The 14,286-nt window shown below is 71.1% G+C and carries 14 protein-coding genes; 13 read left to right on the forward strand and 1 reads right to left on the reverse strand.

Features of this window, described 5'->3' with window-relative positions; translation table 11 throughout:
- Positions 1-77: 77 nt before the first annotated feature.
- Positions 78-1,247 carry a sensor histidine kinase gene (locus ABT070_RS10405; protein ID WP_351758530.1) on the reverse strand — a complete coding sequence of 390 codons (1,170 nt, stop codon included), beginning with the start codon at positions 1,245-1,247 and terminating at the stop codon, positions 78-80.
- Between the two features lie 364 nt (positions 1,248-1,611).
- Between ABT070_RS10405 and ABT070_RS10410 the strand changes: the two genes are divergently transcribed.
- The 13 genes from ABT070_RS10410 (at position 1,612) to ABT070_RS10470 (ending at position 14,249) form a co-directional block, all read left to right on the forward strand.
- Complete coding sequence (locus ABT070_RS10410) at positions 1,612-2,019, forward strand: NADH-quinone oxidoreductase subunit A (protein WP_307164854.1); 408 nt, start codon at positions 1,612-1,614, stop codon at positions 2,017-2,019.
- On the forward strand, positions 2,010-2,774 hold the full coding sequence (locus tag ABT070_RS10415; protein WP_351757569.1) for an NADH-quinone oxidoreductase subunit B: 765 nt from the start codon (positions 2,010-2,012) through the stop codon (positions 2,772-2,774). The genes ABT070_RS10410 and ABT070_RS10415 overlap by 10 nt, the downstream gene beginning before the upstream one ends.
- Positions 2,771-4,324 carry an NADH-quinone oxidoreductase subunit C gene (locus ABT070_RS10420; protein WP_351757571.1) on the forward strand — a complete coding sequence of 518 codons (1,554 nt, stop codon included), beginning with the start codon at positions 2,771-2,773 and terminating at the stop codon, positions 4,322-4,324. Before ABT070_RS10415 ends, ABT070_RS10420 begins: the two co-directional genes overlap by 4 nt.
- Entirely contained in the window at positions 4,321-5,289 is a 969-nt protein-coding gene (locus tag ABT070_RS10425; RefSeq protein ID WP_351757574.1) for a complex I subunit 1/NuoH family protein, read from the forward strand. Before ABT070_RS10420 ends, ABT070_RS10425 begins: the two co-directional genes overlap by 4 nt.
- Complete coding sequence (locus tag ABT070_RS10430) at positions 5,289-5,891, forward strand: NuoI/complex I 23 kDa subunit family protein (RefSeq protein WP_351757577.1); 603 nt, start codon at positions 5,289-5,291, stop codon at positions 5,889-5,891. Before ABT070_RS10425 ends, ABT070_RS10430 begins: the two co-directional genes overlap by 1 nt.
- A complete protein-coding gene (locus ABT070_RS10435; protein ID WP_351757580.1) occupies positions 5,888-6,547 on the forward strand; it encodes an NADH-quinone oxidoreductase subunit J family protein in 660 nt (219 codons plus the stop codon). The genes ABT070_RS10430 and ABT070_RS10435 overlap by 4 nt, the downstream gene beginning before the upstream one ends.
- Entirely contained in the window at positions 6,547-6,948 is a 402-nt protein-coding gene (nuoK, locus tag ABT070_RS10440) for an NADH-quinone oxidoreductase subunit NuoK (RefSeq protein ID WP_351757582.1), read from the forward strand. The genes ABT070_RS10435 and nuoK overlap by 1 nt, the downstream gene beginning before the upstream one ends.
- Positions 6,945-8,939, forward strand: coding sequence for an NADH-quinone oxidoreductase subunit 5 family protein (locus tag ABT070_RS10445; RefSeq protein ID WP_351757585.1), 1,995 nt, complete (start codon positions 6,945-6,947; stop codon positions 8,937-8,939). The genes nuoK and ABT070_RS10445 overlap by 4 nt, the downstream gene beginning before the upstream one ends.
- Positions 8,940-8,945: 6 nt before the next feature.
- Positions 8,946-10,538 (forward strand): NADH-quinone oxidoreductase subunit M, encoded by a 1,593-nt coding sequence (locus tag ABT070_RS10450; protein ID WP_351757588.1) that lies wholly within the window; start codon positions 8,946-8,948, stop codon positions 10,536-10,538.
- Positions 10,535-12,070, forward strand: a complete 1,536-nt coding sequence (locus ABT070_RS10455) for an NADH-quinone oxidoreductase subunit N (protein ID WP_351757591.1) — start codon at positions 10,535-10,537, stop codon at positions 12,068-12,070. The genes ABT070_RS10450 and ABT070_RS10455 overlap by 4 nt, the downstream gene beginning before the upstream one ends.
- 203 nt (positions 12,071-12,273) lie before the next feature.
- Positions 12,274-13,137 carry a zinc metalloprotease HtpX gene (gene htpX / locus ABT070_RS10460; RefSeq protein ID WP_310432155.1) on the forward strand — a complete coding sequence of 288 codons (864 nt, stop codon included), beginning with the start codon at positions 12,274-12,276 and terminating at the stop codon, positions 13,135-13,137.
- Positions 13,134-13,526, forward strand: a complete 393-nt coding sequence (locus ABT070_RS10465; protein WP_351757594.1) for a YccF domain-containing protein — start codon at positions 13,134-13,136, stop codon at positions 13,524-13,526. The genes htpX and ABT070_RS10465 overlap by 4 nt, the downstream gene beginning before the upstream one ends.
- 150 nt (positions 13,527-13,676) lie before the next feature.
- Complete coding sequence (locus ABT070_RS10470) at positions 13,677-14,249, forward strand: SMI1/KNR4 family protein (protein WP_351757597.1); 573 nt, start codon at positions 13,677-13,679, stop codon at positions 14,247-14,249.
- Positions 14,250-14,286: the final 37 nt, after the last annotated feature.

Below are 14,286 nucleotides of genomic sequence, written 5' to 3' on the forward strand. Positions count from 1 at the left end.
CACCTCTCTGTCTGCTGTCCGCTGTCTGCCGTCTGCCGTCTGCCGTCTGCTGTCTGCTGTCTGCTGTCGGCTGTCGGCTATCCGCGGTTCCGCCAGGGCAACTCCGCGGTCACCGTCGTAGGGCCCCCCACCGGCGACTCCACGATGAACAGTCCGTCGACGGCGTCCAGCCGCTCAGCGAGCCCCCGCATCCCCGACCCGCCGTCGAGCCGTGCCCCGCCCCGGCCGTCGTCCCACACCTGGATGAGCAGCCGGTCGTCGGTCCGCCACACGTCGACCGAGGCCGACCGGGCCGCGCTGTGCTTGCTGACGTTCTGGAGCAGCTCGGAGACGGTGAAGTAGGCGATGCCCTCGATGGCCTGCGCCGGCCGGGACGTCAGGTCGGCGGTCACCTTCACCGGCACCGTGCAGCGCGTGGCCACCGAGGACAGCGCCGCGTCCAGCCCCCGGTCCGTCAGGACGGCCGGATGGATCCCGCGTGCCAGGTCCCGCAGCTCCTGGAGCGCGAGTTTCACCTCGCCGTGCGCCTCCTCGACCATGGCCGCCACGACGTCGTCGGCCTGCCCCTCGAGCAGCTTCTCCTTCGCCAGGCCCAGCCCCATCGCCAGGTTGACCAGCCGGGCCTGCGCACCGTCGTGCAGATCGCGCTCGATGCGCCGCAGATCGGCGGCGGCCGTGTCGACCACGACCCCCCGGTCCGACTCCAGCTCGGCGATCCGCTTCTCCAGTTCGTCGGAGGGGGACAGCAGGGCCCGCACCATCGCCCGGTCCGCGTTGGTCAGGCCGCGCGCCAGGAACGGCAGCACCGGCCACAGCACGAACAGCGACGGAACGACCACGCTGAACGTCAGGACTCCCCAGGGCAGCCGGATGAGGTCGTACAGCACCGTGCGCCAGGCCACCGGGTCCTTCACCGCCAGCCACATCCGCTGCAGGAGCCCACCCGCCCGGCGCAGCGGCAACGGGCTCGGCTCGTCGATACGCACCCCGAGCAGCAGCCGCGCCCGCCCGCGCTCGAACCGGCCCAGCAGCCGCGCGCCGGCCAGCCCGAGCGCGAGCAGCGGGAACCCGATCACGGTGACGGTCATCGCGGCGCCGGTGACGATCACCGTCATCACATAGGTGAACCCGATCAACGACATCGGCAGGTTCGTCAGAAGGTGCGCGATCTCCTTCCACGTCTGCGGGTCGTAGGCGAAACGGGCCGGAGGCAGCCGGCCGTCGGCCTGCCCGTCCGTGCCCGGCACCGCAGTCGTGCCCGGCGCGGCGGTCGTCAGGGGGGCGGCTCTCGAATGGGAGCCGCCCGGCGGGAAGCCGCCCAGGTGGGAACCCCCCGTGCCGGAGCGGCCGGAGCTGCCGGAGCTGTCGGAGTTGTCGGGGTGGGCGGCGGATCGGCTGGCGGGAGCGGTCATATGGGCTAGCCTGCCGCGCCGCACGGCCCCGCGCCATGAGGTCTGCTGCCTTCCTCGGCCGGGGGAAAACCCCCGCCCCGCAAGACGAGGCGTGACGAGCTGCTTACCGTCCCTTTATCAGGGCCTAGACTCCCGTGCGTACAGATCGTCGAACGGGCCTGTCGTCGAAGAGACTGAGGTCAGGGAGCGAGGGACGGGCGTGCGGGAACGGACCGTCGATGTCGCGGCGGAATTCGCGGCGGACTACTTCCAGTCGTACTCCGTCGTCGGGCTGCTCGCCGTCGTCGGCGTGCTGTTCGTCGCCGTGGCCTTCGGCGCGGGACACCTGCTGCGCCCGGTGGTCCCCACCCCGGAGAAGCTCCTGACGTACGAGTGCGGCGTCGACCCGGTGGGCGAGGGCTGGGCCCACACCCAGGTCCGCTACTACGTCTACGCCTTCCTCTACGTGATCTTCGCCGTCGACTCGATCTTCCTCTTCCCCTGGGCGACGGTCTTCGCGGCCCCCGGCTACGGCGCCGCCACGCTCGTGGAGATGTTCATCTTCCTCGGCTTCCTGGCCGTGGGCCTGCTGTACGCCTACAAGAAGGGCGTCCTGACATGGACGTGACGCCGAAAGTGAATGCGCCGGCACAGTCGAAGCAGCTGGAACAGCCGGAGCAGCCGGAGCAACTGGAACGGTCGGCGCAGCCGGCGCAGGTGCCCTCGGAACCCGTTCCGCTGCCGGAGCCGAAGCGCCTGGGCATCCTGGCCCGCCTGGCCCCGGAGCCGATGAAGGTGATCCTGAACTGGGGCCGCCGCTACTCGCTCTGGGTCTTCAACTTCGGCCTCGCGTGCTGCGCCATCGAGTTCATCGCCGCGTCGATGGCCCGCCACGACTTCATCCGCCTCGGCGTCATCCCCTTCGCGCCGGGCCCCCGCCAGGCCGACCTGATGGTCGTCTCCGGCACGGTCACGGACAAGATGGCCCCGGCCGTGAAGCGCCTCTACGAGCAGATGCCCGAGCCGAAGTACGTCATCTCCTTCGGCGCGTGCAGCAACTGCGGCGGCCCCTACTGGGACTCGTACTCGGTGACCAAGGGCGTCGACCAGATCATCCCGGTCGACGTCTACGTACCGGGCTGTCCGCCGCGCCCGGAGGCGCTTCTCCAGGGCATCCTCAAACTCCAGGAGAAGATCGCCCGGGAGTCCCTGCACGAGCGCTACGGCCCGACCGGGTCCCGCCCCTCGCCGGCGGCCCTGCAGAGCGACCTGGTGCGGCCACCGGCCGCCGAGTCCCCTGCGGCCCAGTCATCACCGACACCGCCCGCGTCACCGACACCGCCCTCGTCGCCTTCGTCGCCGCCATCGGGGGAGGGCCGATGACCACGATCGGCTGGCTCCCCGCCCCCGCCGACGAGCTCTTCGGTCCACAGGCCACGGCCGAGGAGTCCTACGACGTCCTGACGGTCGACGTCCCGCCGGCTTCCTGGACCGACGCCTTGCGCGTGGCCCGCGACCGCTTGAAGTGCACCTACTTCGACTGGCTGAGCGCGGTCGACGAACCGGGCACCGGCTTCCGCGTCTCGGCGCACGTGGTGGCCCTGTCCCCGGTGCGTCGCCTGCTGCTGCGCACGACGATCCCGCACGAGGCACCCACCCTCGCCAGCGCCGTCGACGTCTACGCCGGTGCGGCCTGGCACGAACGCGAGACCCACGAGATGTTCGGCGTCACCTTCGCGGGCCACCCCGCCCTGAATCACCTCCTCCTCCCGGAGACCTTCGAAGGCCACCCCCTGCGCAAGGACTTCGTCCTCGCAGCCCGCGTCGCCAAGGCCTGGCCCGGCGCAAAGGAGCCCGGCGAGTCCGAGCACGGCGGCCCCAAGCGCCGCCAGATGCTCCCTCCAGGCGTCCCCGACCCCAACGAATGGGGCCCCCTGAAGGGCCAACTCCCACCCGCCCCGGCCCGCCCGGCCCGAGCGGCGGCAGGACGCGCCGCAGGCGACCGCCCGGTCCGCCGCGCCCGCACGGCATCGGAAGGCTCAGCCAGCCAGCCGCCCTCCCCAACCACAGAGACCTCACCGACACCACCAACGTCTCCGGCCCCTGCGCCCCCATCGGCCCCTGCGCCCCCCTCGGCTTCTTCGACTCCCTCGGCTCCGGCGGCGCCCGCCGGACCCCGCCGTGCCCGAAGCGCGAGCGCGGGCTCGGCGTCACAACGGGCGGGAACGGGCGCCACGGAGCCCGGCGGCGGCGCCGCAGCGACCGAGCCCGCCACGCCGACGGAGCCGACGGCCCCCGAGCCGACCCCGCAACCCCCGGCAGGACCTCGTCGCGCGCGAAGTGCCTCCCAAGGCTCGGCCTCCCAGCGCCCCCAGTCCTCGACGACACCGCCCGACACCCCCGCCCGCCCCTCCACGGCCCCCCGCAGCTCAGACGCCCCGTGGCACCACGCCCGCCCGGCGTTCGACGAGCCACAGCAGACCCCCGAACCGGGCGAGCACCGGGAACCGAAGGGCGAGCAGAGGCCGAAGCCGGACCAGCCGCCAAAGCCGGACCAGGCGCCGGAGCCGGCCGGGGACCGGGAGCTGGAACCCGACCAGGCGCCGAAGCCGACCCGGGACCAGGACCGGGAGCCGGAACCGGACCAAAAGCCGAAGTCGTCCCGTGAGCCGGAGCCGAACCAGGCGTCGGGCCGTAAGCCCGAGCCGGACCAGAAGCCTGAGCCCGAGCCGGACCGGAAGCCCGAGCCGGATCAGAAGCCGGGGGCGGACCAGCCGACGGAGTCGGTCAGCTCTGAGCAGGTTGCTCGTGGGCAGGACACGCCCGGGCGGCCGGACCCCGTCGAGAAGCCCTCGCCCACCCGCGGCGCGCCGGACCGTACCGACGGCACGGAGCCCCCCGCCCCCGAGAACCCCACAGGAGGCTCGCAGTGAACGACGCTCTCGACGTCGCCCTGCGACTCCTGGTCGTCTTCGTCGTCTTCCTCACCTTCCCTCTGATCGTCGGTCAGACCGAGCACAAGGTGATGGCCCATATGCAGGGCCGCCTGGGACCGATGTACGCGGGCGGCTTCCACGGCTGGGCCCAACTGGTGGCGGACGGCGTCAAGTTCGTGCAGAAGGAGGACATCGTCCCCGCGGGCGCGGACCGCCGTATCTTCCAGCTCGCGCCGGCCGTGGCTCTCCTCCCGTACCTCCTGGTCCTCCTCGCCATCCCCATCGGCCCGGGCGAAGGCGCCGTCGGCCAGGTCGTGGACGCGGGCATCTTCTTCGTGCTCGCGGTGATGGGCGTCGGCGTGCTCGGCTCCCTCATGGCCGGCTGGGCCAGTGCCAACAAGTTCTCCCTCCTCGGCGGCCTGCGCACCGCCGCCCAGCTCCTCGCCTACGAACTCCCGATGCTGCTCACCGCCGCCTCGGTGGCGATGGCGGCCGGCACGGTCTCCCTGCCCGGCATCGTCGACGCCTTCGAGTGGTGGTGGCTGCCCTGGCAGATCGTCGGCGCGATCGTCTTCTTCGTCGCCGGTCTCGCCGAGCTACAGCGGCCCCCCTTCGACATGCCCGTCGCCGACTCGGAGATCATCTTCGGCGCCTACACCGAGTACACCGGCCTGCGCTTCGCCCTCTTCCTCCTCGCCGAGTACGCCGGAATCGTCGTCCTGTGCGGCCTGACCACCGTCCTCTTCCTGGGCGGCTGGCACGGCCCCTGGGGCGCCGACGGCCTCGGCTGGGTCTGGACCCTCCTCAAGGCGGCCGTCCTCGCCTTCGTCGTGATCTGGCTCCGCGTCACCTACCCCCGCCTGCGCGAGGACCAGCTTCAGAAGCTCTCCTGGACTCTCCTCGTCCCCCTCTCCCTCGCCCAGATCGCCCTCACCGGCATCGTCAAGGTGGTGATCCGGTAATGGCCCCCATCCCCGGCAGTGGCCTCGCCAAGGGCCTGGCCGTCACCCTCCGCACGATGACGCGGAAGACCGTCACCGAGCAGTACCCCGACGCCCAGCCCGAACTTCCACCCCGCACCCGGGGCGTCATCGGCCTGTTCGAGGAGAACTGCACGGTCTGCATGCTCTGCGCCCGTGAGTGCCCCGACTGGTGCATCTACATCGACTCCCACAAGGAGACGGTCCCGCCCGCCGCCCCGGGCGGTCGCGAGCGCAGCCGCAACGTCCTCGACCGCTTCGCCATCGACTTCTCCCTGTGCATGTACTGCGGTATCTGCATCGAGGTCTGTCCTTTCGACGCCCTGTTCTGGTCCCCGGAGTTCGAGTACGCCGAGACCGACATCCACGAGCTCACCCACGAGCGGGACAAGCTCCGCGAGTGGATGTGGACCGTCCCGGCCCCACCCGCCCTCGACCCCGCCGCCGAGGAGCCGAAGGAGATCGCGGCCGCCCGCAAGACGGCCGAGAAGCTGGCGGCAGCCCAGGCCGAGTCGTACCCAGCCCAGGCATCCGAGCCGAACGCACCCCAGGCACCCCAGGCTCACGAGGGAGGGGAATCGTGACCCTTGCTCAGGCCCACCACGGCTTCCTCTCCCCGACCGGCGTCGAGATCGCCTTCCTGCTCGTCGGGCTGGTCACCTTCGGAGCCGCCCTCGTCACGGTGACCACCAAGCAGCTGGTGCACGCCGCCCTGTGGCTCGTGGTCGCCCTCGGCGGGCTCGCCGTCGAATACCTCCTGCTCACCGCCGAGTTCATCGCCTGGGTGCAGGTCCTCATCTACGTCGGTTCCGTCGTCGTGCTCCTCCTCTTCGGTCTGATGCTCACCAAGGCCCCCATCGGCCGCTCCCCGGACGCGGACTCCGGCAACCGCTGGGCCGCTCTCACCGTGGCCGTCGCCGCGGCGGCCGCGCTGATCTGGGTGGTAGTCGACGCCTTCCGCGCCACCTGGATCGACCTGGACGGTCCTGCCGCCGGCTCCACCGAGGTCACCGGCGCGAGCCTCTTCCAGAACTGGGTTCTTCCCTTCGAGGCCCTCTCCGTCCTTCTCCTCGCGGCACTGGTCGGCGCGATCGTCCTGTCCCGCAGGGCGAAGGCGGAGTCGAGCTCTCCCCCTGTGAACTCCCGAGCCGCCACCAAGAGTTCCCGTTCCATCACGGAGAGTTCCCCCTCTGTTCCGGATGCCCGTGCGAACCCGGCCGAGCAGGAAGGCACCCGCTGATGCACCTCGCCTATCCCGCGGTCCTGTCCGCCCTCCTCTTCTGCACCGGCCTGTACGGCGTCCTCGCCCGCCGCAACGCGATCCTCGTCCTGATGTCCGTCGAGCTGATGCTCAACGCCGTCAACCTCAACCTGGTCGCCTTCGACGTCTGGCTCAGCAGGACCGCTGAGGAGACCCTGCACTCCGGTCAGGCCCTGACCCTGTTCACCATCGCCATCGCCGCCGCCGAGATCGGCATCGGCCTGGCGATCGTGCTCGCCGTCCACCGCAACCGAGGCACCGCGGACATCGACCGTCTCCGCGACACCGCCGAAGGCCACGAGAGCCATGCGGCCGACGGCCCCGACAGCGACACCCCCGCGACCGGAACGGCCGCCGAGAAGGCTGAGGCCACCGCGTGACCACGACCACCCTCGCCGTCCTCGTCCCCCTCCTCCCGTTCCTGGGCGCGGCCGCCGGACTGCTCCTCGGCCGCACCGCCCCCGGCTTCGTGCGCCCGCTCGCCGTCCTGCCGACCCTCGCCGCGCTCGTACTGGCCGCGATCGTCGCCGTACGCCAGGGCGGAGACGCCTCCGTCACCGCGGCCACGGAACTGACCCCCACCGGCTCGATCCCGATCGAACTGGCCCTCTACATCGACGGCTTCGCCGCCCTCGTCGCCGTCCTGGTCGGCCTCGTCGCCACCTGCGTGCAGATCTACTCGACCGGCTACCTGCGCGAGGACCCGCGCTACCCCTCGTACGCCGCGCTCGTCTCCCTCTTCACCTCCGCGATGTTCCTGGTCGTCTACTCCGGCGACCTGATCGTGCTGCTGGTCGGCTGGGAAGTCATGGGCATCTGCTCCTACTTCCTGGTCGGCCACTACTGGGAGACCCCGGAGGCCCGCGCCGCCTCCATCAAGGCCTTCCTCGTCACCAAACTCGGCGACGTCCCCTTCCTCATCGGCCTGTTCGCCCTCGCCACCGACGCCGGCTCCTTCCGGATCACGAAGGTCCTCGCCACCGTCGCGCACGGCGGACTCGACCACCCGACGGTCGTCGCCCTGCTGCTCCTCGCGGGCGTGGCCGGCAAGTCCGCGCAGTTCCCCCTGCACACCTGGCTCCCGGACGCGATGGCAGGCCCCACACCCGTCTCGGCGCTGATCCACGCCGCGACGATGGTCGCCGCCGGCGTCTACTTCGTCGCCCGTCTCCTCCCGGTCTTCGAGGCGTCCGCAGCCGCGATGGTGACCCTCGCCGCGATGGCGGCCGTCACCATGGTCGGCTCGGGTCTGGCCGCCCTCGCCCAGGACGACATCAAACGTGTCCTCGCCTACTCGACGATCGGCCAGCTCGGCTACATGACCGGCGCCCTCGCCGTCGGCGACCGCGGTGCCGCGGTCTTCCATCTCCTCTCGCACGGCGCGTTCAAGGCGCTGCTGTTCCTCGGGGCGGGCGTGATCATCCACGCCGCCGGCACCAACTCGCTGGCCGCCATGTCCCGCATGAGCCATCTGCGCGACCGCATCCCCGACGCCTACTGGACGATGACCGTGGCGCTTCTCGCGCTCGCCGCGATCCCGCCGTTCAGCGGCTTCTTCTCCAAGGAGTCGGTGCTGGGCGCCGCCGAGCACATCACCGCGGGCCACACCGAGCACGCGCCCGGTGCCGCGGGCTGGATCGTCCTGGTCGCCGGGCTGCTCACCGCCCTCCTCACGGCCGCCTACGCGACCCGCCTGTGGCTGCTGACCTTCCACGGCCGGGGCCTCGAGGCCCCCGACCACGGCCGCCAGCCCCTGACCATGACCGTGGTGCTGTGGGTCCTGGCCGTCCCGTCCCTCGCCCTCGGCGGCCTCGCCTACCGCAGCCTCCCCGACTGGTTCGACGGCAACGACCTCGCCCCGACCCTCACCACGTCCGTCCTCGGCACGGGTGTGGCCCTGGCCGGCGCACTCGTCATGTACGCCGCCTGGCGCCATCTCACCGGGATCGCCGCCCGCGTACCCCTGGGCGCGGTCGCCGCCCACCCCGAGGGCGACGCGGGACTCGTCGAGGCCGAGGCGATCGCGACGCACGCGCCGGCCTACGGAGACGTGGCCTCCGCCCCCGACCCGGCGGACCCCGGACGGCTCCTGCTCGGCCCGCTGTACCGCCACGCGGCCGTCGGCTTCCACCTCGACGCCGTGTACGGGGCGCTGTTCGTCCGCCCGGTCCAGGCCGGCGCGAGTCTCGTCCGGTTCCTCGACCGCGAGGTCGTCGACACCTACGTACGCGGCGCGGGCGCGCTGCCCCGCTGGCTGGGGGCCGCCGTACGGCGCGCCCAGACCGGCAACCTCCAGACCTATGTGAGCGCGCTGCTCGCCGGCACCGTCGTCCTGGCGGTCGCCGCCCTTCTCGTCGCTTCGGGAGCGTGAGCGGGCGTGATCGATATCAACGAGTCCGTGATGCAGGTCCTTCTGGCATTCGTCGTGGTCGGCCCGCTCCTCGGCGCCGTCGCCGCCCTTCTGCCGGCCCCGCCCGGACTGAAGGGGAAGTCACCCGAGCAGGCCGTGCTGCGCCACGGCATGACCGTGACCGGCGCGATCCTCATCGCCGCGATCGTCCTCGCGCTCGGCTTCGACCACGACCATCCGTCGAAGATGCAGGCCACCACGGACATCAGCTGGATCCCCGCACTCGACGTGCGCATCCACCTCGGCATCGACGGCATCTCCCTCCCCCTGCTGGTCCTGACCGCGCTGCTGACCTTCCTCTGCGCGGTGTACTCCTACTTCAAGCGGCAGCATCAGCCGCCGCAGACCGCGGACCCGTCCCCGAAGGCCTTCGTCGCGCTCGTGCTCGTCCTGGAGTCCGGCACCCTCGCGGCCTTCGCCGTCCTCGACCTGCTGCTGTTCTTCCTGGCCTTCGAGATGGTCCTCGTCCCGATGTACTTCCTCATCGCCCGCTGGGGCGGCGCGGGCCGGACCCAGGCCGCCTGGAAGTTCATCCTCTTCACGCTGCTCGGATCCGTGGTCATGCTGCTCGGCCTGCTCCTGATCGGAATCAAGGCGGGCACATTCGACATGGTGGCACTCGCCACTGACAACGGCCGGTCGCTGACCACATCCGTGCAGGTCATCGCCGTACTCGCGATCGGGATCGGGCTCGCCGTCAAGACCCCGATGTGGCCGCTGCACAGCTGGCTGCCCGACGCCCACACCGCCGCCCCGACCGTCGGCTCGGTCCTGCTGGCCGGAGTGCTGCTGAAGATGGGCACCTACGGATTCGTCCGGATCCTGCTGCCCGTCGCGCCGGACGGCTTCCGCGTCTTCGCGCCCTACCTCGCCGCCTTCGCCGTCGTCGGGATCATCTACGGATCCCTGGCCTGCCTGGCCCTCGCCAAGCGGGGCGCGAAGGGCGACCTCAAGCGCCTCATCGCCTACTCCTCCGTCGGCCACATGGGTTTCGTCCTGCTCGGCATCGCGACCATGACCCCGACGGGAGTGAACGGCGCCCTGTTCGCCAACATCGCCCACGGGCTCATCACCGGCCTCCTCTTCTTCCTGGTCGGAGCCCTGAAGGACCGCACCGGCACCACCGATCTGGACACCCTCGCCGAGCAGACCGGCGCCGCGCTGTACGGCAGGACCCCCCGCCTCGGCGGCCTCCTCGCCTTCGCCGCCGTCGCCTCGCTCGGGCTGCCGGGTCTGGCCGGCTTCTGGGGCGAGATGCTGGCCCTGTTCGGCGCCTTCGATCCCGCCGACGACCTCAGCCGCCCCGCCTTCCTCACCTTCATGGCGATCGCCGCGTTCGGCACCCTGCTGACGGCCGCGTACCTGCTCGCCGTGGTCCGCCGCGTCTGCATGGGCGCCGTACCGCAGGACGCCCCCCGCCTCGCCGACGTGCAGACCTACGAGTTCGCGGCCTGGACCCCGCTCGTCGTCCTCACCGTCGTCGCCGGTCTGTGGCCGAAGGCACTCCTCGGGCTGACCGACCCGGCCGTGCAGCAGCTCCTCGCAGGAGGCACCCGATGAGCGCCCTGGCCCAGCCCGTGTTCCAGCCCCTGGCCGAGTCGGTGGTCCAGTCCGTCGACTGGCTGGCCATCGCGCCGCCCACCCTCGCGGCGGTCGTCGCCCTCGTCGTCCTCGTCGCCGACCTCTTCGTCGGCGACGCCCGCAAGCCGCTCCTCGGCTGGCTGTCCGTCGCGGGACTCGCCGCCTCCACGGCCCTCCTCCTGCCCCTCCTGGACGGCGACCGTTCCACCTTCTGTCTGACCGGCGACCCACGCGTGTGCAGCTACACGGCGGACCGCTTCACCCTCGTGATCCAGTTCCTGGTGCTCGGGGGAGCGCTCCTGGCGGCCCTGCTCTCGGTCACCGCCCTGAAGGACGCGCGCGGACGGCTCCCCGAAGGCGAGTTCTGGTTCCTGCTGCTGTCCTCCGCCGCCGGTGCCGCCCTGCTGCCCGCCTCCCGCGACCTCGCCACCCTCGTCGTCGCCCTGGAGGTCGCCTCCCTGCCCGCCTTCGCCCTCGTCGGCATCCGGCACGGCGACCGCAGGTCCTCCGAGGCGGCCCTGAAGTTCTTCCTGTCGTCCGTCACGGCGACCACCGTCAGCCTCCTGGGCATCAGCTTCGTGTACGCGACGACCGGAACCCTCTACCTCACCCAGGTCGCCGACCGCATCCAGCACGTCGACGGCCGGCTGGACACCCTGGCCCAGACCGGCGTGGTCCTCACCCTCATCGGCTTCGCCTTCAAGACGGCCGCCGTCCCCTTCCACTTCTGGGTCCCCGACACCTACGTCGGCGCCCCCCTGCCCATCGCCGCCTACCTGTCGGTCGTCGGCAAGGCGGTCGGTTTCTCCGGCCTCATCCTCGTCACCGTCATCGGCTTCCCCTCGTACGCCGACGTCTGGGGCCCCGCGCTGGCCGCGCTGGCCGCTCTCACCATGACCGTCGGCAACGTCGGCGCCCTCCGCCAGCAAGCCACGCGCGCGTACAGCGCCGTACGCCTGCTCGCCTGGTCCTCCGTGGGCCAGGCCGGCTATCTCCTCGTACCGATCGCCGCCGCCGCGTACTCCGACGACGCCGAGCACGCCATCGGCTCCACCGTCGCCTACGCCCTCATGTACGCCGCCGTGAACCTGGGCGCCTTCGCGGTGGCCGCCCTGGTGGGCCGTACCAGCGCGACGAACCGGCTCACGGACTACCGGGGCCTCTACGCGAAGAACCCGGCGGCGGCCCTCCTCCTGGCCTTCTTCCTGCTCTGCCTCGCCGGAGTGCCGCCGGGCATCATCGGTCTCTTCGCGAAGGTCACCGTCTTCTCGGCAGCCGTCGACGCGGGCCTCGGCTGGCTCGCGGTCGTCATGGCCGTCAACGTGGTGATCGCGCTGTACTACTACCTCCAGTGGACGGCCCTGCTCTTCCGCGCCCCCGAGGGCGAGCCCGAGAAGCACCGCGTCCCCGCCCCGCTCACCGTCGCGATCACCCTCACTGCGGCCCTCGGCATCGTCCTCTCCGGAGCACCTCAGCTGGTCCTGCGCTTCACCGGCACCGGCCTTTTCTGAGCCCGCACGCGCGCGTGTCCCTCCGTCCTCACCCGGACGGCCCACACCCATGCCCGCAGGCACAAGGGAACTAGTGCCTCCCGCCTGGCGTTGACCAGTACGGGAAGGTGCACTGGATGTGACACCACGGCCACAGTGCCACCGGACAAGAGCAAGATCCGCAAGCAAAGGGTTCCCCTGCTGCACGACTTGGAGGGCGTACCGTGCACCGCCGGCACAACGGGCTCAGGACCGCAGTACTCCTCGGGGGACTGTCCGCACTCATCATCGTCATCGGCAGCTTCTTCGGCCGCATGGGGCTGGTCGTCGCCGTCCTGATCGCGCTCGGCACCAACGCGTACGCGTACTGGAACAGCGACAAACTGGCGCTACGCGCGATGCGCGCCCGCCCGGTGAGCGAGTTCGAGGCTCCCGCCCTGTACCGGATGGTCCGCGAGCTCTCCACCCAGGCCCGTCAGCCCATGCCCCGCCTGTACATCTCCCCGACCGAGGCGCCCAACGCCTTCGCCACCGGCCGCAACCCGCGCAACGCCGCCGTGTGCTGCACGGAAGGCATCCTGCGCCTTCTCGACGAGCGCGAACTCCGCGGCGTCATCGGCCATGAGCTCAGCCACGTCTACAACCGGGACATCCTCATCTCCTCGGTCGCCGGTGCGCTCGCCTCCGTGATCATGTTCCTGGTCAACTTCGCCTGGCTGATCCCGATCGGCCGCTCGGACGACGACGACGGTCCCGGCATCCTCGGCATGCTCCTGATCATGATTCTCGGCCCGCTCGCCGCCAGCGTCATCCAACTCGCCATCAGCCGCTCCCGGGAGTACGAGGCGGACGCCTCGGGCGCCCAGCTCACCGGTGACCCGCTGGCCCTCGCGAGCGCGCTGCGCAAACTGGAGACAGGCACCAAGCAGCTTCCGCTGCCCCCGGAGCCTCGCATCGAGACCGCGAGCCACATGATGATCGCGAATCCCTTCCGCCCGGGCCAGGGACTCTCCAAAATGTTCTCGACGCATCCGCCGATGGCGGACCGTATCGCCCGGCTCGAGAAAATGGCAGGTCGCCACCAGTGAAGACCATCCTGAACGTCATCTGGCTGATCCTGAGCGGATTCTGGCTGTTCCTCGCCTACCTGGCCGCGGGAGCCCTGCTCTGCATCACGATCATCGGCATTCCCTTCGGCATCGCCGCTTTCCGAATCGGCGTCTATGCCCTGTGGCCCTTCGGCTACACCACGATCGAGCGTCGTGACGCGGGCGCACCCTCCTGCCTCGGCAACGTGCTCTGGCTGGTCCTCGCCGGCTGGTGGCTGGCCATCGGGCACATCGTCACCGGCCTCCTTCTCTGCCTGACCATCATCGGCATTCCGTTCGGCATCGCGAACTTCAAGCTGATCCCGGTCTCGCTGTTCCCGCTGGGCCGCGAGATCGTGCCCACGGACCAGCCGTTCGCGGCGCGCTGAGGGCCGAGCCCGATCCGCTTGTCGCCCACAACCCGTCAGTGACCCGGCAGCGGACCGCTCGACGGCAACCCACTGCCCGTCGGTTGTCCACAGACGGGGAGTTGTCCACAGGCCGGCCCGGTTGTCAGTGGCGGCTTGCATCATGAACGCATGACCGAGAACGAGCAGTTGTGGGCAAGGGTGGCGGCCAAGGCGGCCGCCGTCCGCCCCTGGGGTTGGCCTTCGCTCCCCGACCCCGTGGACGCGGCCACCGTGGCCCGTGCCGAAGCCGCCCTCGGCTTCCGCCTGCCGTCACTGCTCGCCGACCTCTACCTGCGTATAGGCGACGGCGGATTCGGCCCGGAGTACGGCCTGCTGCCCCTGCTCGACAGCTCTCCGGCCGGTGAACCCGCCGCCGTCACCCAGTACCTCGCCTATCGCGCAAGCGGTCGCGAAGACCCCGACTGGCCCTGGCCCGAGGGCGTCCTGCCGGTATCCCACTGGGGCTGCGCGATGTACGCCTGCGTGGACTGTCGCTCCCCGCAGGCGACGGTCCTGCTCTTCGAACCGAACCCCGGCGACCCCGACCACGCCTGGTTCGTCGACGCCCCCAGCCTCACGGCCTGGCTGCACGCCTGGCTCGACGGCGCGGGCTGGTACGACACCCTGGACGACGACCTGGAACTGACCCCCTGGACCGAGTTCCGCAGACGGACGGCGGCGCCCGGGGCGACGACGCCGTAGCGGCCTGCCCGACACGCACCCGTCCGCCCGGGCACCG

This window comes from Streptomyces sp. NPDC002884 (genome assembly GCF_040295245.1).
Classification (GTDB): Bacteria; Actinomycetota; Actinomycetes; order Streptomycetales; family Streptomycetaceae; genus Streptomyces.